Source organism: Streptomyces sp. NPDC041200 (assembly GCF_055591805.1).
The window spans coordinates 90,809-108,551 of the sequence record NZ_JBVIZF010000007.1; the positions used below are offsets into that span (position 1 = coordinate 90,809).

The 17,743-nt window shown below is 70.8% G+C and carries 19 protein-coding genes; 6 read left to right on the plus strand and 13 right to left on the minus strand.

The window, feature by feature from the left end:
- Window positions 1–60: 60 nt before the first annotated feature.
- Window positions 61–2,361 carry an MMPL family transporter gene (locus ACZ6CL_RS18655; RefSeq protein WP_468937204.1) on the minus strand — a complete coding sequence of 767 codons (2,301 nt, stop codon included), beginning with the start codon at window positions 2,359–2,361 and terminating at the stop codon, window positions 61–63.
- 347 nt (window positions 2,362–2,708) lie between these two features.
- On the opposite strand from ACZ6CL_RS18655, the gene ACZ6CL_RS18660 reads away from it, so the two are divergent.
- The 3 genes from ACZ6CL_RS18660 (at window position 2,709) to ACZ6CL_RS18670 (ending at window position 5,097) form a co-directional block, all read left to right on the plus strand.
- Complete coding sequence (locus ACZ6CL_RS18660; RefSeq protein ID WP_468937205.1) at window positions 2,709–3,929, plus strand: S8 family peptidase; 1,221 nt, start codon at window positions 2,709–2,711, stop codon at window positions 3,927–3,929.
- Window positions 3,930–4,066: 137 nt separating this feature from the next.
- A complete protein-coding gene (locus tag ACZ6CL_RS18665) occupies window positions 4,067–4,390 on the plus strand; it encodes a cupin domain-containing protein (protein ID WP_468937206.1) in 324 nt (107 codons plus the stop codon).
- Between the two features lie 68 nt (window positions 4,391–4,458).
- Window positions 4,459–5,097 (plus strand): mycothiol-dependent nitroreductase Rv2466c family protein, encoded by a 639-nt coding sequence (locus ACZ6CL_RS18670; protein ID WP_468937207.1) that lies wholly within the window; start codon window positions 4,459–4,461, stop codon window positions 5,095–5,097.
- 54 nt (window positions 5,098–5,151) lie between these two features.
- Here ACZ6CL_RS18670 and ACZ6CL_RS18675 read toward each other — a convergent pair whose 3' ends face one another.
- From ACZ6CL_RS18675 to ACZ6CL_RS18730, 12 genes are all read right to left on the minus strand, one after another.
- Window positions 5,152–5,904 (minus strand): sirohydrochlorin chelatase, encoded by a 753-nt coding sequence (locus ACZ6CL_RS18675; RefSeq protein WP_468937208.1) that lies wholly within the window; start codon window positions 5,902–5,904, stop codon window positions 5,152–5,154.
- A gap of 38 nt (window positions 5,905–5,942) precedes the next feature.
- Window positions 5,943–6,866, minus strand: coding sequence for an ABC transporter permease (locus ACZ6CL_RS18680; protein WP_468937209.1), 924 nt, complete (start codon window positions 6,864–6,866; stop codon window positions 5,943–5,945).
- The gene (locus ACZ6CL_RS18685) at window positions 6,853–7,647 is read right to left on the minus strand and encodes an ABC transporter ATP-binding protein (protein ID WP_468937210.1); all 795 of its coding nucleotides are present in this window, start codon (window positions 7,645–7,647) and stop codon (window positions 6,853–6,855) included. Before ACZ6CL_RS18685 ends, ACZ6CL_RS18680 begins: the two co-directional genes overlap by 14 nt.
- A 54-nt stretch (window positions 7,648–7,701) precedes the next feature.
- Window positions 7,702–8,835, minus strand: a complete 1,134-nt coding sequence (locus ACZ6CL_RS18690) for an aliphatic sulfonate ABC transporter substrate-binding protein (protein ID WP_468937211.1) — start codon at window positions 8,833–8,835, stop codon at window positions 7,702–7,704.
- A gap of 209 nt (window positions 8,836–9,044) precedes the next feature.
- Window positions 9,045–10,418 carry a sulfate adenylyltransferase subunit 1 gene (locus ACZ6CL_RS18695; RefSeq protein ID WP_468937212.1) on the minus strand — a complete coding sequence of 458 codons (1,374 nt, stop codon included), beginning with the start codon at window positions 10,416–10,418 and terminating at the stop codon, window positions 9,045–9,047.
- Window positions 10,419–10,420: 2 nt separating this feature from the next.
- Window positions 10,421–11,371 (minus strand): sulfate adenylyltransferase subunit CysD, encoded by a 951-nt coding sequence (gene cysD, locus ACZ6CL_RS18700; protein ID WP_468937213.1) that lies wholly within the window; start codon window positions 11,369–11,371, stop codon window positions 10,421–10,423.
- Window positions 11,368–11,940, minus strand: coding sequence for an adenylyl-sulfate kinase (cysC, locus tag ACZ6CL_RS18705; RefSeq protein ID WP_385445034.1), 573 nt, complete (start codon window positions 11,938–11,940; stop codon window positions 11,368–11,370). Before cysC ends, cysD begins: the two co-directional genes overlap by 4 nt.
- Window positions 11,940–12,641 (minus strand): phosphoadenylyl-sulfate reductase, encoded by a 702-nt coding sequence (locus tag ACZ6CL_RS18710; protein WP_468937214.1) that lies wholly within the window; start codon window positions 12,639–12,641, stop codon window positions 11,940–11,942. Before ACZ6CL_RS18710 ends, cysC begins: the two co-directional genes overlap by 1 nt.
- Complete coding sequence (locus ACZ6CL_RS18715; RefSeq protein WP_179937330.1) at window positions 12,638–12,823, minus strand: hypothetical protein; 186 nt, start codon at window positions 12,821–12,823, stop codon at window positions 12,638–12,640. The genes ACZ6CL_RS18710 and ACZ6CL_RS18715 overlap by 4 nt, the downstream gene beginning before the upstream one ends.
- Entirely contained in the window at window positions 12,820–14,514 is a 1,695-nt protein-coding gene (locus ACZ6CL_RS18720) for a nitrite/sulfite reductase (RefSeq protein ID WP_468937215.1), read from the minus strand. Before ACZ6CL_RS18720 ends, ACZ6CL_RS18715 begins: the two co-directional genes overlap by 4 nt.
- Before the next feature lie 221 nt (window positions 14,515–14,735).
- Window positions 14,736–14,819, minus strand: coding sequence for a putative leader peptide (locus tag ACZ6CL_RS18725; protein WP_313879519.1), 84 nt, complete (start codon window positions 14,817–14,819; stop codon window positions 14,736–14,738).
- A 92-nt stretch (window positions 14,820–14,911) separates the two neighbouring features.
- The gene (locus ACZ6CL_RS18730) at window positions 14,912–15,487 is read right to left on the minus strand and encodes a GNAT family N-acetyltransferase (protein ID WP_468937216.1); all 576 of its coding nucleotides are present in this window, start codon (window positions 15,485–15,487) and stop codon (window positions 14,912–14,914) included.
- Window positions 15,488–15,579: 92 nt separating this feature from the next.
- Between ACZ6CL_RS18730 and ACZ6CL_RS18735 the strand changes: the two genes are divergently transcribed.
- From ACZ6CL_RS18735 to ACZ6CL_RS18745, 3 genes are read left to right on the plus strand one after another with little or no spacing between them, the layout of a single operon-like run.
- Window positions 15,580–15,756 carry a hypothetical protein gene (locus ACZ6CL_RS18735; RefSeq protein ID WP_468937217.1) on the plus strand — a complete coding sequence of 59 codons (177 nt, stop codon included), beginning with the start codon at window positions 15,580–15,582 and terminating at the stop codon, window positions 15,754–15,756.
- Window positions 15,714–16,979 carry a YihY/virulence factor BrkB family protein gene (locus ACZ6CL_RS18740; protein WP_468937218.1) on the plus strand — a complete coding sequence of 422 codons (1,266 nt, stop codon included), beginning with the start codon at window positions 15,714–15,716 and terminating at the stop codon, window positions 16,977–16,979. The genes ACZ6CL_RS18735 and ACZ6CL_RS18740 overlap by 43 nt, the downstream gene beginning before the upstream one ends.
- A 43-nt stretch (window positions 16,980–17,022) precedes the next feature.
- A complete protein-coding gene (locus ACZ6CL_RS18745; protein ID WP_468937219.1) occupies window positions 17,023–17,727 on the plus strand; it encodes a class I SAM-dependent DNA methyltransferase in 705 nt (234 codons plus the stop codon).
- Window positions 17,728–17,743: the final 16 nt, after the last annotated feature.

Below are 17,743 nucleotides of genomic sequence, written 5' to 3' on the forward strand. Positions count from 1 at the left end.
CGGCCGCGCGGCTCATGGGAAGCCGCGCGGCCGGTCCAGGTCACGGAAGGAGGTGGGGCGTCAGACCCCGGCATGCCGGGGGCGGTCGTCCAGGTCCGCGCCCGGCACCGCACCCACCGGTACGGGGGCGGGCGGTGTGGCGAGCCCGGCCTCGTCGTGGGTCAGGTCGGGCAGCCACCGCAGCCACGTCGGCAGGTACCAGTTCCGCTCACCCAGCAGCGTCATCACGGCGGGCAGCAGCACGCCGCGGATCACGGTGGCGTCGATGAGGATGGCGGCCGCCAGCCCCACTCCCATCTGCTTCATGGACTGCATCGACAGCGTTCCGAAGATGGCGAACACCGCGACCATGATGACGGCGGCGCTGGTGACCACGCCTGCCGTGGTGACCACGCCGTGCACCACCGCGTCCCGGGTGGTGCGCCCGGCCAGCCGCGCCTCGCGGATCCGGGAGACCACGAACACGTGGTAGTCCATGCTCAGCCCGAACAGGACCACGAAGAGGAACAGCGGCAGCCACGACACGATCGCGCCGACACCCTCCGCTCCGACCAGCCCCGCGCCCCAGCCGTGCTGGAAGACGGCGGTGAGAACGCCGTACGCGGCGCCCACCGACAGCAGGTTGAGCGCGATCGAGGTGACCGCGATGGTCAGCGACCGGAACGACATCAGCATCAGCAGGAAGGCGAACACGACGACGAAGGCGAAGACCGGGGCGACCGCCGAGCCGAGCGCGTCGTTGAAGTCCTTCGAGGCTGCGGTGGAGCCGCCGATCGGCGCGTCCACCCCGTCCACCGTGCCGAGCGTCTCGGGGCGCACCTCGTCCCGGAGGATGGTCAGGCTCTTCCCGGCCTTCTTCTCATCGGATCCGCCGGTCAGCGGCACCGACAGCACCGCCAGGTCGTCCTTCGCGTGGAAGGCCACCGTGACCGGGCCCGTGGAGGCGCCCTTCGCGACGGCCTCGGCGCGGAAGCGGGCGATGGCGTCCCGTACCGGCGCGGCGTCGATGTCCTTGGCCTTGACCACGACCCGGGCCGGGTCGGGGCCGCCGGGGAACGCCTCGTCCATGTGCCGGTACGCCGCCACGATCGGCATGTCGCCCCCGAACTCCTGGTCCAGGGTGAGGTTCGCGGTGTTCATGCTCACCGCGGGGGCGGCGATCGCGATCAGCGCGCCACCGGCCAGCGCGAGCGACAGCTTCGGCCTGCGCAGCACCCGGCCGAGGACCGCGCGCCACACCCGGCTCTCGCCGTTGCCCTTCCGCTTCCCGCGCCCGACGAACGGCAGCTTGCCCTTCTCGACCCGCTCGCCGAGCAGCGACAGCAGCGCGGGCAGCACCGTCACCGAACCCACCATGGCCACGGCCACCACCATCAGGGTCGCCAGGCCCATCGCCTTGAACTCGGCGATGCCGGTGAAGAGCATGCCCGCCATCGCCACGATGACCGTGACACCCGAGACGAGGATCGCCCGGCCCGACGTCGCCGCCGCGATCCGCAGCGCGGTCTCGGCGTCCCGCCCGGCGGCCCGCTCCTCCCGCTCCCGGCGCAGGTAGAACAGGCAGTAGTCGACGCCCACGGCCAGACCCACCAGCAGCATCACCGAGTTGGCCGTATCGCTCATGTGCACCCAGTGGCTGACCACCGCCACCAGACCGGTGGTGGCCAGGAACGCGGTCATCGCGAGCGCCACCGGTAGCAGCGCCGCCACCAGCGCGCCGAACGCGATCAGCAGGATGCCGAGCGCCACCGGCACCGCCGAGTACTCGGCCTGGGTGAAGTCGGAGCCGAACGCGTCGTCGAAGGCCTTCTGGCCGCTCGCGTCGCCGAACTCCTCGATCCGCAGAGTCTGGTGGTCCCGCTGCGCCTTCTCCACCGCGTCCAGCACCGGCTGGATGCGGTCGACGGCGGTCTCCGGGGCGCCCCGCAGATCGAACCGCACCAGCGCGGACCGCCGGTCGGCCGAGATCGCCTTCGTTCCGTACGGGGATTCCACCCCGGTGACCTCGCCGGTGCCGCGCACCGCGGCGAGCACCCCGTCGACCGCGCCGCGGAACGCCGCGTCGTCCGCGGTCAGTCCGTCGTCCTTCGACTGAATCAGCACGGTTTCCCCGGCCGGTTCGTCGATGCCCGCATCGGCGAGAATCTTCACGACGCGCCCGGACTCGCCGGGAAGCTCCTCACTGTCCGTCGAATCGACCCGGCCCGTCATCGACCCCACGGCCAGCGCGAGGACGACCAGCAACAGCCAGCCCCCGACCGCCGTCCAGCGGTGCCGGGCGCTCCAGCCGCCCGCACGGGCGGCCAGCCCCCGTGGTTTCTCCAGCCGTCCTCTGTCCCCCACGACGTCCCCTTTTTCCATGGTGGCGACCCCCTGCCGCGACCCTGGGACGACGCTAGGGCGCCGGTGTGTCCGGGCCCATCCTGCTGGCCGGTGATACGGGGGGCGGCGCGCTCCACCCCGAGGAGGGGGCCAGCCCTACCCTCACCGGTCCAAGCCCCTTACAGGTAAAGGGACTTGTCATGATCGGACCGCGATGACGTTGCATATGTCACACATGGGCCAGGATCTTGAATTGCCCGGTTCGATCCGCCAGGGTTTCGTCTCAGCCCGGAGTGATCCGAACACGCTCCGGCGCCATCGCAAGCGCGTGTGAAAACACGCGTGCGCGAAATCCCCCCACAATCGCACGAGGAGGATCCCTCGTCATGGCAGTACACAAGCAGCGCAACGCGCGTCGACTCACTCTGGCGATAGCCGCGGCGGGTGCCGTCACCGCCGGTGCCTTCGTGGCCGTCCCGGCCGGGGCCGCCACCGCGAAGCCCGCCGAGGGCACCGTCTACGGCACCCAGGCCACGAACGCCGTCGACGGCAGCTACATCGTCATGCTCAAGGGTGGACCGACCGTCAAGGCCGCCGCCGAGGGCAAGGACCTGGCCCAGAGTTACGGCGGCAAGCTGAGCCGCAGCTACGACTCGGCCGTCAACGGCTTCTCCGCCACCAGCCTCAGCGAGACCGAGGCCAAGCGGCTGGCCGCCGACCCGTCGGTGGCCAAGGTCGTCCAGAACCACCGCTACTCCATCAAGACCACCCAGGCGGACCCGCCGTCCTGGGGTCTGGACCGGATCGACCAGGACGACACCAAGGGCGACAAGAAGTACACCTACCCGGACAGTGCGGGTGAGGGTGTCACGGCGTACGTCATCGACACCGGGGTCCGTGCCTCGCACAAGGACTTCGACGGCCGGGTCACCTCCGGCTTCGACGCCATCGACAACGACGAGGACGCCGACGACGGCAACGGCCACGGCACCCATGTCGCGGGCACCATCGCCGGTAGCGACCACGGCGTGGCCAAGAAGGCCAAGGTCGTGGGCGTCAGAGTCCTGGACGACCAGGGCTCGGGCACGACCGAGCAGGTCGTGGCCGGTATCGACTGGGTCACCAAGAACCACAAGGGCCCGTCCGTCGCCAACATGAGCCTCGGCGGCACCGCGGACGAGGCCCTGGACGCGGCCGTGCAGAAGGCCATCGACTCCGGTGTCACCTTCGGCGTCGCGGCGGGCAACGAGTCCGCCGACGCGAGCGAGAGCTCGCCCGCCCGGGTCGAGGACGCGATCACCGTCGCCTCCAGCACCGACGCCGACGAGCAGTCCGACTTCTCCAACTTCGGCAAGGTCGTCGACATCTACGCCCCCGGCTCGGACATCACCTCCGACTGGAACACCGGGGACGACGCCACCAACACCATCTCCGGTACGTCGATGGCCACCCCGCACGTCGTGGGCGCCGCCGCCGTCTACCTGAGCGGCCACCAGGACGCCAAGCCCGCCGACGTGGCGAAGGCGCTCACCGACGGTGCCACCGCCGACAAGATCTCCAACCCGAGCGAGGGCACCCCGAACAAGCTGCTGAAGGTCGTCGAGTAAGGACCTCAGACGCACCTGACACACCCGGCCGCCGCGTCCACCCCACTGGGCGCGGCGGTCGGTCGCGTCAACCGGGTACCGGAAGCAACTGGCTGACGCCTTGGGCTCGTTGAGCCCACCGTGGCAGCCTGAGCGGCATGAACATCACGGACGGATACGTATGGGCGGCGGTCGAGGACGCGCCGGTGCGGGAGCTGTTCCCGGGCATCCGGCTGCGCCCGCTGTGGACCGGGGAGAACGGCGCGAAGGCCTACGTCGTGGAACTGGACCCGGGCAGCACCTGGGAGGGGCTGGACGTCCACGAACCCGGCCCCGAGGAGGTCTTCGTCGTCTCCGGCACCTTCAACGACGGCCACCGCGACTACCCCGCGGGCACCTTCATCCACGCCCCGGCCGGTTCCTCGCACATCCCGCAGACCACCACCGGCTGCACCCTCTTCGTCTTCTACCCCGAAGGGTGAAGTGGCCCATGTGAGCGGTGGCGAATTGTCCCACGGTTCAAGGCCAATGGCCCTCTAGTGTCGCGGATATGACGAGTGCTCACACCGACACCACACCCACCAAGGTCGACCTCTACTTCGACCCCGTCTGCCCGTTCGCCTGGATCACCTCTCGCTGGATCCTGGAGGTCGAACGCCACCGCGACCTCGACCTCCGCTTCCGGGTGATGAGCCTGTCCGTCCTCAACGAGGGCCGGGAGGATCTGCCGGAGCGCTATCAGGAACTGGTGGACAAGGGCTGGGGCCCGGTCCGTGTCTGCATCGCGGCCGCACAGCACCACGGCGAGGAGGTGCTGCGCGACCTCTACACGGCCATGGGCACGCGCCTCCACACCAACACCAAGGAGGGCCGCCCGGACCGCCCGACGGTGATCAAGGAGGCCCTGGCCGAGGTGGGTCTGCCCGCCGAGCTGGCCCAGGCCGCGCACTCCACCGACTACGACGACGCCCTCCGCGCGAGCCACCACGAGGGCATGGACCCGGTCGGCGAGGACGTCGGCACCCCCACCCTCCACATCGACGGGGTGGCCTTCTTCGGCCCGGTCCTCTCCTCGATCCCCCGCGGCGAGGACGCCCTGCGGATCTTCGACGGCGCCCGGCTGCTCGCGGGCTACCCGGACTTCTTCGAGCTGAAGCGCACCCGCACGGGTGGCCTCGACTTCAGCTGAGCCGTGGGGCGTTGTCCGAGGCGGCTGATACCCGCAGATGGTGCGGTACGCGCCTCAGGCGGTGAGCAGGACCTGCCGCGCCGCCCGCGCCTCGTCGTAGCGGGCCAACAGCAGGCGGGCCAGCTCGGGGGCCGGGCCGAGGACGTCGGCCAGGGTGTCCGCGCCCGCCGCCTCCGCGCCGTGCGCGATGCGGTCGGGGAGGCGGCCGGGGGCGATGACGTACGGGGCCACGGCCACCCGCTCGACGCCCTCGGCGCGCAGGGCGCGGACCGCGTCCTCGGTGCGGGGCAGGGAAGCGGAGGCGAACGCGGGTCGCACGGCGCACCATCCGGTGTGCCGCCACTCCCGCGCGATTTCAGCGATCACCGCGATCGCCTCCGGGTCAGTGGAGCCCGCCGAGGCCAGGACGACGCCGGTCCGGTGCCGGTCGGCGGGGCGCAGCCCGGCCTCGTACAGCCGCCGTTCCAGGGCGTCCACGAGGAGGGGGGACGGGCCCAGGACGTCGGCCTGGCGGACGGTCAGGCGGGGGTGGCGGGCCGTGGCCTCGCGCAGGACCGCCGGGATGTCGGCCTTCGCGTGGAAGGCGCGGGTCAGCAGGAGGGGGAGGGCGATGACCTCGTCCGCCCCCTCCGCGGCGAGCCGGTCCACGACCTGGCCCACCCGTGGTGCGTTGAACTCCAGGAAGGACGCCTCGACGCGCAGCCCCGGCCGCAGCGACCGCACGCGCGCGCACAGCGCGCCGACGGTCGCCGCGTGGCGGGGATCGCGGCTGCCGTGGGCGACGACGAGGAGGGTCGGGGGAGACATGGCGGGTTCCGTTCGGGGAGGGTCCGTTCGGGGATGGTTCAGGGAGCGTTCGCCAGCAGGCCCCGGCTGCGCAGCACCCGGCGCTCGATCGGCGCGAAGATCAGCAGCTCGATGCCGATGCCGACGATGAGGATGAGCAGGATGGCGGCGAGCACGAGGGACATGTCCTGGTCGACGCGGGCCTGGTCGAGGAGCTGGCCGAGGCCCGTGCCCAGGTCGGGGGAGGTCGCGATGAGTTCGGCGGCCATCAGCGAGCGCCAGGAGAACGCCCAGCCCTGCTTGAGCCCCGCGATGTAGCCGGGCAGCGCGGCCGGGAGCAGGATGTGCCGGATCCCCGCGATGCCGGTGGCGCCGATCGTACGGCCCGCGCGCAGGTACAGCGGCGGGATCCGGTCGACGCCGGAGACCAGGCCGTTGGCGATGGAGGGGACCGCGCCGAGCAGCACCACCGCGTAGATGGTGGAGTCGGTCAGCCCGAACCAGATGATCGCGGCCGGTACCCAGGCGACCGACGGAAGCGACTGCAGACCGGACAGGATCGGGCCGATGGCCGCCCGTACGAACCGCACGCGCGCGACCAGCAGGCCCAGCGGCGTACCGATGACCAGCGACGCGGCGAAGCCGAGCGCGCCACGCGACACGCTGTGCCACACGTAGCCCAGCAGCGTGCCGTCCAGCCACTTCTCCCGCAGCGCGTGGGCGACGTCGACCGGGCTGGGCAGCTGGTAGTGCGGCTTCAGCTCCATGACGTAGGCGAGCTGCCACAGCGCCAGCACGATCAGGACGGCGACGACCGGCGGCAGCACCTTGTCGAGCAGCACCCGGCTGACCGGTACCCGGTCCTTGGTCCGGGTCTCCAGGGCGTCCAGGCCCGCTTCGAGCCCCGCCAGCTGGTCGGGGGCCGGTTCGGCGGCGTCGGGGGTCTTTACGGAGGCGTCCTGCTGAGCCTCAGTGCTGGCCATGTCGGCGGATCTCCCCACGGAGCTGTTCGGTGATTTCGACGGACAGGTCGGCGACGGCCGCGTCCTCGATCCGGCGCGGCTGCGGCATCTCGACGTCCCACTCGCGGGCGACGCGGCCGGGCCGGGAGGACATGAGGACCACGCGCTGGGCGAGCCGCACCGCCTCGCGCACGTTGTGCGTGACGAAGAGGACGGACACGTTGGTCTCGGCCCAGATGCGGGTCAGCTCGTGGTGCAGCACATCGCGGGTGATGGCGTCGAGCGCGGCGAACGGCTCGTCCATCAGCAGCAGTCGGCTGTCCTGCGCCAGCGCGCGGGCCATCGCGACCCGCTGCCGCATACCGCCGGACAGCTCGTGCACCCGCTTGCCGTACGCGCCCTTCAGCCGTACCAGCTCCAGCAGCCGCTCGGCCTCGTCGCGCCGCTCGGCGCGCGGCACCCCGCGCATGCGCAGCGCGAGTTCGATGTTCTTGCCCGCCGTGAGCCACGGGAAGAGCGCGTGCTCCTGGAACATCAGGGCGGGCCGTCCGCCGGGGACGTCGATGCTGCCGCTGGACGGCTTGTCGAGACCGGCGACGAGATTGAGGAGCGTGGACTTGCCACACCCCGAGGCCCCGAGGAGGCAGACGAACTCGCCTGGGGCGACATCGAGCGTGATGTCGTCCAGCACCAGCTGCTGCGCGCCGGAGCGGCCGAACGACTTCGACACGTGGTCGAAGCGGGCGGCATAGGTACCCGTGCCATTTTTCTCGACGGGCTTCTGGGTGAGCGTAGCGGTCATGGCCGTCACCTCCTGAGGACTGGGTTTGCTGACGGGACCCAAGGTTCCTGGGTCCTACTTGCTGCCGAGCCCGGCGGAGTCGACCACCGGCTTGCCCTGAGCCTTGAGAACCTTGTTGAGCAGCGTGAGGTCGTAGATGTTCTTGAGCCGGGGGTTCTCCAGCAGACCTGCCTTGACCGCGTGCTGCGCCTCGTCATGGAGCGTCGAGGCGAGCGGGTCGTTGGTGACGTCGATGTTCTTGAACGCCGGGTCGAGCACGTTGGGGGGCAGATCGCTGCCGCTGATCTGCTTCAGCGAGGCGTTGATGTCCTGGGCGGCCTTGTCCGGGTTCGCCTTGATCCAGGCGTTGGTCTTCACCGAGCCGCGCAGCACCGCCTCGACGACCTTCGGGTGTTCCTTGAGGAACTGCTGGGAGACGATCATGTTCGTGATGACGAACTTGCCGTCCTTCCACAGCTTCTTCTCGTCCAGCAGCACCTTGCCGCCCTGCGAGACGATCTTGGACGCGGTCGGCTCGGGTACCCACGCGCCGTCCACCCCACCGGTCTTGAGGGTGGTCGGGATCTCCTTGTTGTCCTGCCGGAGCACGGACACATCGCCCTTGCCGGTCTGCGCGTCGACCTTGTACCCCTTCTCGGCAAGGTAGTTGAGGAGGGCCACGTCCTGCGTGTTGCCCTTCTGCGGGGTCGCGATGGTCTTGCCCTTGAGGTCGTTCACGGACTTGATCTTGTCCGGGTTGACCACGAGCGATACGCCACCGGAGGTCGAACCCGAGATGATCTTGAGGTTCTGGCCGCCGGACTTGGTGTAGCCGTTGATGGCGGGGGAGGGGCCGATCCAGCCGATGTCGATGGACTTCGCGTTGAGCGCCTCGATCTCGGAGGGGCCCGCGTTGAAGATGAACGGCTTGACCTTGGTACCGCCCAGCTCCTTCTGGATCAGACCTTCCTGGCGGTCGACCATCGGGGTGGCGTGGGTGACGTTGGCGAAGTAGCCGATCTTCACGTCGTCGAGGCCGTCGAGCTTCTTGCCCTTCGCCTCGACCTTCGGCCCGTTGTCGGCCTTCTTCGAGCCGTAGCCGCAGGCACCGAGCGAGCCGATCATCAGCGGGAGGACGGCGGAGGCCGCCAGCAGGCGGGCGGTACGGCGGCGCGAGCGGGAGATCGCGCGGGGAACGGCAGAAGGCACGGGAGGTGTTCCTCTCGGAGGGCCGGGCGGCCCGATGTCAGGGGACGCCCGGCAGTTCAGACGGTCTTCGCGGGGAGTGGTACGGCACAGCGGGGAGGGCGCGCGTCAGCGCACACATCGCCCGACTCCGCCCTGGCCACTGCCCCGGGCGCCGCTGCCTACGCGGCCGCCCTCCTTCGCGAACGTCGAGAACACCTCACCGGCCATCGTCAGAAGTCCCAGCCCTCGTCGTCGCCCGAGGCCTCGCCGTCCGCGTCCTGCGTCTGCTCGGCGAACGAGTCGCCCGCCATGCCCGCGGTCAGCGTCGTGCCGTCCGCCGGGTCGATCAGCAGGAAGGACCCGGTGCGGCGGGAGGCGGCGTACGCGTCCAGCGCCAGCGGCTCCGACGTCCGCAGGACGACCCGGCCGATGTCGTTGGCGGCCAGCTCACCCGGCGCCGGGTGGTGCGACAGATCGGCGAGCGTGAGCCGGGACGGGATGTCCTTGACGATCGCCTTCACGGTCCGGGTGGTGTGCTTGAGCAGCACCCGGTCCCCGACCCGCAGCGGCCGGTCGTGGAGGTGGCAGACGGTCGCCTCGACGTCCTGGGTGGGGGTGGGCGCGTGGGCGCTCGGGGCGAGGACGTCGCCGCGCGAGATGTCGAGGTCGTCGGCGAGCCGGATCGTCACCGACTGCGGGGCCCACGCCAGGTCGGCGGACTCGCCCAGCACGTCGATCTCGGTGATGGTGCTCGTACGGCCGGACGGCAGCACGGTCACCTCGTCCCCGACCCGCAGCACACCGGAGGCCACCTGGCCCGCGTAGCCGCGGTAGTCGGGGTGCTCGGCGCTCTGCGGACGGATCACGAACTGCACCGGGAAGCGCGCCGGGTCCTGCGACGGGTCGATGCCCACCGGCACCGTCTCCAGGTGCTCCAGCACCGTCGGCCCGCCGTACCAGTCCATGTTCGCGGAGGCGGTCACCACGTTGTCCCCGGCCAGCGCCGAGATCGGGATCGCGGTGATCTCGGGGACGCCCAGCGAGGCCGCGTACGTCGTGAACTCCTCGGCTATCGCGGCGAACACCGGCTCCGCGTAGTCCACCAGGTCCATCTTGTTGACGGCGAGGACCACATGCGGGACCCGCAGCAGCGCGGCGACCGCGGCGTGCCGCCGGGTCTGCTCCACCACGCCGTTGCGCGCGTCCACCAGGACGACCGCCAGCTCGGCGGTGGAGGCGCCGGTGACCATGTTGCGGGTGTACTGCACATGGCCCGGGGTGTCGGCGAGGATGAACCGCCGCCGCGGGGTGGCGAAGTAGCGGTACGCGACATCGATGGTGATGCCCTGCTCGCGCTCCGCCCGCAGCCCGTCGGTCAGCAGCGCCAGGTCGGGGGCCTCCTGGCCACGGCTGCGCGAGGCGTGCTCGACCGCCTCCAGCTGGTCGGCCAGGACCGACTTGGAGTCGTGCAGCAGCCGCCCGACCAGGGTCGACTTGCCGTCGTCCACCGAACCGGCGGTCGCGAAACGCAGCTGGGAGGAGGCCGCGGACTGCTCCACCGCGGTCACCACGGCCTGCTCCTCGGCACTGAGATTGCTCGTCATGGCTAGAAGTACCCCTCGCGCTTCCGGTCCTCCATCGCGGCCTCCGACAGCTTGTCGTCGGCGCGCGTCGCGCCCCGCTCGGTCAGCCGGGACGCGGCGATCTCGTCGATGACCTGCTCGATCGTGACCGCGTCCGACTCGACGGCACCGGTGCAGGACATGTCGCCCACCGTGCGGTAGCGCACCTGGCGCCGCTCCACCGTCTCGTCGTCCTTCGGGCCGCCCCACTCGCCGGGGGCCAGCCACATGCCGCTGCGCCGGAACACCTCGCGCTCGTGCGCGTAGTAGATCTGCGGAAGCTCGATCTTCTCGCGCTCGATGTACTGCCACACGTCCAGCTCGGTCCAGTTGGACAGCGGGAACACGCGGACGTGCTCACCGGGGGAGTGGCGGCCGTTGTACAGCTGCCACAGCTCGGGGCGCTGACGGCGCGGGTCCCAGCCGCCGAACTCGTCCCGCAGCGAGAACACCCGCTCCTTGGCGCGCGCCTTCTCCTCGTCCCGGCGGCCGCCGCCGAAGACCGCGTCGAAGCGGCCCTTCTCGATGGCGTCCAGCAGCGGCACGGTCTGCAGCGGGTTGCGGGTGCCGTCCGGGCGCTCGCGCAGCCGCCCGTCGTCGATGAACTCCTGCACCGACGCCACGTGGAGCCGCAGCCCGTGCTCGGCGACGGTGCGGTCCCGGTACTCGATGACCTCCGGGAAGTTGTGCCCGGTGTCCACGTGCAGCAGCGAGAACGGCACCGGCGCGGGGGCGAAGGCCTTCAGCGCCAGATGCAGCATGACGATGGAGTCCTTGCCGCCGGAGAACAGGATCACCGGCCGCTCGAACTCGCCCGCCACCTCGCGGAAGATGTGCACTGCCTCGGACTCCAGTGCGTCCAGGTGGGAGAGCGCGTAGAGGTCGCCCTCGTCCGAGCCGGACCCGGTTCCATTGATCGGAGCCACGGTCGTCATGCCAGTCCCCTCTCGCTCAGAAGTGTCCGGAGTGCGGCCGCCGACTCCTGTACGCCCTGCTCGTGTGCCGCGATCCGCAGATCCGGGTCGGCCGGGGCCTCGTACGGGTCGTCCACCCCGGTCAGCCCCTTGATCTCGCCCGCCGCCTGCTTCGCGTACAGCCCCTTGACGTCGCGCTCGGAGCACACCTCGACCGGCGTCGCGACGTGTACCTCCACGTACGCGGTGCCCTCCGTCTGGTGGCGCTTGCGCACCGCCTCCCGGCTGTCCGCGAACGGCGCGATCACCGGCACCAGCACCTTGACCCCGTTGGAGGCCAGCAGCTCGGCCACGAAGCCGATCCGCTGCACGTTGGTGTGCCGGTCCTCGCGCGAGAAGCCGAGCCCGGCGGAGAGGAACTCGCGTATCTCGTCGCCGTCCAGCACCTCTACCCGGTGGCCCTCGCTGCGCAGCCGCTCCGCGAGCGCGTACGCGATCGTCGTCTTTCCGGCGCTCGGCAGACCGGTCAGCCACACGGTGGCCCCGGTGTGTATCGGCGCGCTCATCTCGTTCTCCTGGTCGACAGCCATCAGCCGTGCAGTCCGCATTCCGTCTTGTTGCTCCCCGCCCAGCGGCCCGACCGGGCGTCCTCGCCCTCCAGCACCCGACGGGTGCAGGGCGCGCAGCCGACGGAAGGATATCCGTCCATGAGCAGGGGGTTGGTCAGTACACCCTGTTCGGCGACGTACGTGTCCACGTCCGCCTGAGTCCAGCGGGCTATCGGCGATATCTTCACCTTCTGCCGCCGGTTGTCCCAGCTCACGACGGGGGTGTCGGCGCGGGACGGGGACTCGTCGCGGCGCAGTCCGGTGGCCCACGCGTCGTACGCCTTCAGCCCCTCCTCCAGCGGCCGCACCTTGCGCAGCGCGCAGCACAGGTCGGGGTCGCGGTCGTGCAGCTTCGGTCCGTACTCGGCGTCCTGCTCGGCCACCGTCTGACGCGGCGTCAGGCTGATGACGTTGACGTCCATCACGGCCGCCACCGCGTCCCGGGTGCCGATGGTTTCCGGGAAGTGGTATCCGGTGTCGAGGAACACCACGTCCACACCGGGGAACACCCGGGAGGCGAGATGGGCCACCACCGCGTCCTCCATCGAGGAGGTGACGCAGAACCGCGGCCCGAACGTGTCGGCCGCCCAGCGCAGGATGTCGAGCGCCGGGGCGTCCTCAAGGTCGCGGCCCGCCTGGGTGGCGAGCGCTTCGAGGTCGGTGTGCTGCTGAAGCTGGGTCATATCGATGTGTCCCCTTCTCCGGCTTGGTCGCGCCGCAGGCCCTTGGCCAGCAGCCCGAGGAACGCCAGACGGAACGCCCGATTGCAGGACGCGCATTCCCACGACCCGTGTCCCTCCTCGGAGGGCCGCAGGTCCTCGTCCCCGCAGTACGGGCAGTAGAACGGCGCGGCACGCTCGCTCATTTGAGAGCATCCTCACTCGCGCGCCCCGCCCAGGTGGCGAACCGCTCGCCCTCCTCGCGCTCCTCCTCGAAGCGGCGCAGCACGCGCTCGACGTAGTCCGGGAGTTCGTCGGCGGTCACCTTCAGGCCGCGCACCTTGCGGCCGAAGCCCGGGTCCAGGCCCAGCGCGCCGCCCAGGTGCACCTGGTAGCCCTCGACCTGCTCGCCGTTGTCGTCCATGACCAGCTGGCCCTTGAGACCGATGTCCGCGACCTGGATGCGGGCGCAGGCGTTCGGGCAGCCGTTGAGGTTGATGGTGATCGGCTCGTTGAACTCGGGCATCCGCCGCTCCAGCTCGTCGATGAGCCAGGAGCCGCGCGCCTTGGTCTCGACGATGGCGAGCTTGCAGAACTCGATGCCGGTGCAGGCCATCGTGCCGCGCCGGAACGGGGACGGCTTGACCTGGAGGTCCAGCGCCTCCAGTCCGGAGACCAGCGACTCGACCTGGTCCTCGGCCACATCGAGCACGATCATCTTCTGCTCGACGGTGGTGGTCAGCCGCCCGGAGCCATGGGCCTCGGCCAGGTCGGCGATCTTGGTGAGGGTGGTGCCGTCCACCCGGCCGACGCGCGGGGCGAAGCCGACGTAGAAGCGGCCGTCCCGCTGGCGGTGGACGCCGATGTGGTCGCGCCACTGCTGGACGGGCTTCTCGGGCGCCGGGCCGTCGGACAGCGGGCGCTTCAGGTACTCGTCCTCCAGCACCTGGCGGAACTTTTCCGGGCCCCAGTCGGCGAGCAGGTACTTCAGCCGGGCGCGGTTGCGCAGCCGCCGGTAGCCGTAGTCGCGGAAGATCGAGGTGACCCCCGCCCAGACCTCCGGGACGTCCTCCAGCGGCACCCAGGCGCCGAGCCGGACGCCGATCTTGGGGTTGGTGGACAGCCCGCCGCCGACCCACAGGTCGAAGCCGGGGCCGTGCTCGGGGTGGCGCACGCCGACGAACGCGACGTCGTTGATCTCGTGCACGACGTCGAGCACCGGGGAGCCGGAGACCGCGGTCTTGAACTTGCGCGGCAGGTTGGAGAACTCCTTGCTGCCGATGTAGCGCCGGTGGATCTCGTCGATGGCGGGGGTGCCGTCGATGATCTCGTCCTCGGCGATCCCGGCGACCGGGGAGCCGATGATCACGCGGGGGGTGTCGCCGCACGCCTCGGTGGTGGACAGGCCGACCGCTTCCAGCCGCTTCCAGATCTCGGGCACGTCCTCGATCCGGATCCAGTGGTACTGGACGTTCTGCCGGTCGGTGATGTCGGCGGTGCCGCGCGCGAACTCCTGCGAGATCTCGCCGACGACCCGCAGCTGCTCGGTGGTGAGCCGCCCGCCGTCGATCCGGACCCGCATCATGAAGTGCTCGTCGTCCAGCTCCTCCGGCTCCAGGATGGCGGTCTTGCCGCCGTCGATCCCGGGCTTGCGCTGGGTGTACAGCCCCCACCAGCGCATCCGGCCGCGCAGGTCGGCGCCGTCGATGGAGTCGAAACCACGGTGGGCGTAGATCGTCTCAATGCGTGTCCGCACATTGAGACCGTCGTCGTCCTTCTTGGTCTGCTCGTTGCCGTTGAGCGGGGTGAAGTGACCCGCGGCCCACTGGCCTTCGCCGCGATGGCGTCCGGCCTTACGGCGGGGCGTGGCTGCTGCGCGTTCCGGTGTGGCGGGCATGGCGGTGGGTGTCCTTCTGAGCGGCTCGGTGCGGCGGGTGATCTCGCGCGCACGCTCTGACCTGCGCAGGAGCGCAGGCGGGCACGGCGCTGCGGCGAATACCGGTGCGGGTGGGTTACGACAGGGGAAGTGTCGAGGCGTGCGCGCTCGCCCACGTCATCGGGGGCGGCGGGAAATGCGGTGAGGCTGTCCGGGGGCCGGTACGGGCCCTGCTGAGTGCGTCAGCTCGCCGGACAGATCGCGCTGGACATGCGGCCGAGGTCGACGTGGCGTCGACTCACCAAGGCAATTCCAGCTCGAGACATGAGGGAAGCGTGGCACGCCCCTCTTCGGCGAGTCCACCGTTGTCCACTATTCGGACGTCTTGGTCTCGTTCTGTGGGATGGGGTGGCGTTGGTCACCCCTCCGGCGCCGTTTCCGGCCCTGCCTGCGGCTCTGCCCCTGGCTCCGTCTCGGTCCTGACGTCGAAGACCTTAAAGCCCCGGCGGCGGTAGTTGTCGAGCGCGTACGGTCCGTCCTTGGTGCACGTGTGCACCCACAGCCGCTTGGTCGGCGGCCTGCCGGGCCAGCGCTCGGCCAGGTCCCAGGCGCGGCGGGCGCCCCAGGTCAGCAGGTGCCCGCCGATGCGGCGGCCCCGGAAGGCGGGCAGCAGCCCGAAGTACGAGATCTCCACGACGCCCGCGTCCTGCGGGTCCAGCTCGATGTACCCGGCCGGGGTGCCGTGCTCGTACGCGACCCACGTCTCCATCCCGGGCCGGTCCAGGAACGCCAGCCACCGCTCGGGCGACCACTCCAGCCGGTCGGTCCAGTCGTTGTCCGAGCCGACCGCCGTGTAGAGGAAGCGGCTGAACGCCGGGCTCGGCACCTCGGCGCGGACGATCCGCACCCCCGCCTCGGCCGCGGGCTCCCGCGCCGGGCTGAGGTCCGCGGACGACGTCTGCTCCAGGGACCAAGTGGTCACATCGATGGCCATGGGGGAAAGCCAACCATGGATCGTGCAACGCGGCGCAACCTTTGCCGCCCGGCGCACCGGACGCGGACAGTGTCCGCAGCGGGCGGAGGGCGGTGCCGAGTCGGCGCGGCGTCCCCTCCGCCGACGCGTTCGCCGACGCGTTCGCCGACGCGTTCGCCGACGCGTTCCGGCCGTCCGCGCCGGTGACCGTGCAGGCCGCGCCGTACGTGGCGGATACGGTTGGGGCGTGCAGCCAGCAGAAGACATCCCCAAGCCGTCCGGGCGGCTGAACAAGGCCCGCGCCATGTACCGCAATGTGTCCAAGCGCAGGATGGCCTGGCTGCTTCTCAAGGACACGATCAACTCCTGCACGGAGTACCGGGTCACCGGCCTCGCCGCCGAGGCCGCCTTCTTCACCCTGCTCTCGCTGCCGCCGCTGCTCCTCGGCCTCATCGGGCTGCTCGGATACTTCGACGCGTGGACCGACACGGACACCGTGGCCACGATCCGGCAGAACATCCTCGACGCGTCGGGCACCGTGCTCTCCGACAAGGGCGTCAAGGAGATCGCCCGGCCGCTCCTGGACGACGTCATAGAGGGTGGCCGCCCCGACGTCATCTCGCTCGGCTTCGGCATCGCGCTGTGGTCCGGGTCCCGCGCGGTGAACGTGTTCGTGGACACCATCACCATCATGTACGGGCTGGAGGGGCGCCGCGGCATCGTCCGGACCCGGCTGCTCGCCTTCAACCTCTACTTGGTGGCCCTCGTCATCGGGGCTGTGGCGCTGCCGCTGATGGTCATCGGCCCGGAGACCTTCGTGGACCTCGTGCCGTCGAGCGCCACCCTCGTCCGGTTCCTGTACTGGCCCACCGTGATCCTGCTGTCCGTCGCCTTCCTCACCACGCTGTACCACGTGTCGGTGCCGGTGCGCTCGGCGTGGCGGGAGGACATCCCGGGGGCGCTCGTGGCGCTCACGATGTGGGTGCTCGGCAGCTTCCTGCTGCGGATCTACCTCATCCACACCGTGGAGGGGCCGACGATCTACGGATCGCTGGCGGCGCCCGTCGCCGTCCTGCTGTGGATCGGTGTGTCCGCCTTCGCGGTGCTCGTCGGCGCGGCCGTCAACGCCGCGATCGACCGGGTGTGGCCCTCGGTGGCCACCGCCGCCGGCCGCGCCCAGCGGGCGGCCTGGACCCGGGAACAGGCCGCCCTGGACCGCGCCCGGGATCAGCGCACGGCCGACGACGGGGCGGCCGAGATCTCCCCGCCGTCGGAGTTCCCCGAGCGCTGGGCCCAGTTCCTGCCCCACGCGGACATACGGAGTCGGCTGCACCACCACGGCAAGCGAGACCGTGACGGCGGACCGAAGCGGACGGAGACCGCCGAGCCCAAGCCCGCCGAGCCCCAGCGCACCGAGCCCCAGCCCGCCGAGATGGCCCACCCCGAGCCCCGGCACCCCGAGATCAGCGCCGCGGAAGACGGCGCCACGCGGGACGGGGCGCCCCCGGCGTAAAACCCGTCGCGCCCCGTATCGGAGGTCGCCGATACTTCGGCGCATGGTTCACTTCTCCGACTTCGACACCCGCGGATACCGCATGGTCGACGTCGCCACCGGCTATGGACAGTGGGTCGAGACCTACGAGCAGACCGTCGAGGACGTGATGGACCTCGCGCTCCTCGACGACCTCACCGAACCCCGCTGGCCCTCCGTCCGCCGCGCCGCCGACCTCGGCTGCGGCACCGGCCGCACCGCCGCCTGGCTGCGCCGGAACGGGGTGGCCGCCACCATCGACGGCGTCGACCTCACCCCCGAGATGCTCGACCGCGCCCGCGCTCGTGGCGCCCACGACCGCCTGACCGAGGGCGACGTCCGCGCCACCGGCCTCGACACGGGCGCGTACGACCTGGTCATCGCCTCTCTCATCGACGAACACCTCCCCGATCTGCGCCCGTTCTACGACGAGGCCTGGCGGCTCGCGGAGCCCGGCGCGGCCTGTGTGGTGGTGGCCTTCCACCCGCACTTCATCATGACCACGGGCATGCCGACCCACTTCACCAGCGACACCGGCGAATCGGTCGCCATCACCACCCACGTCCACTTGCTCAGCGAACACATCACGGCGGGCCTGGGCGCGGGATGGACACTCGCCGAGATGCGGGAGGGCGTGGTGGACGAGCGGTGGCTCGCGGTCAAGCCGAAGTGGGAGCGATTCCGCCACCACCCGGTGTCCGCCGCGCTGGTGTGGCGGAAGCGCACCTGACCTGGGCATATGCCGC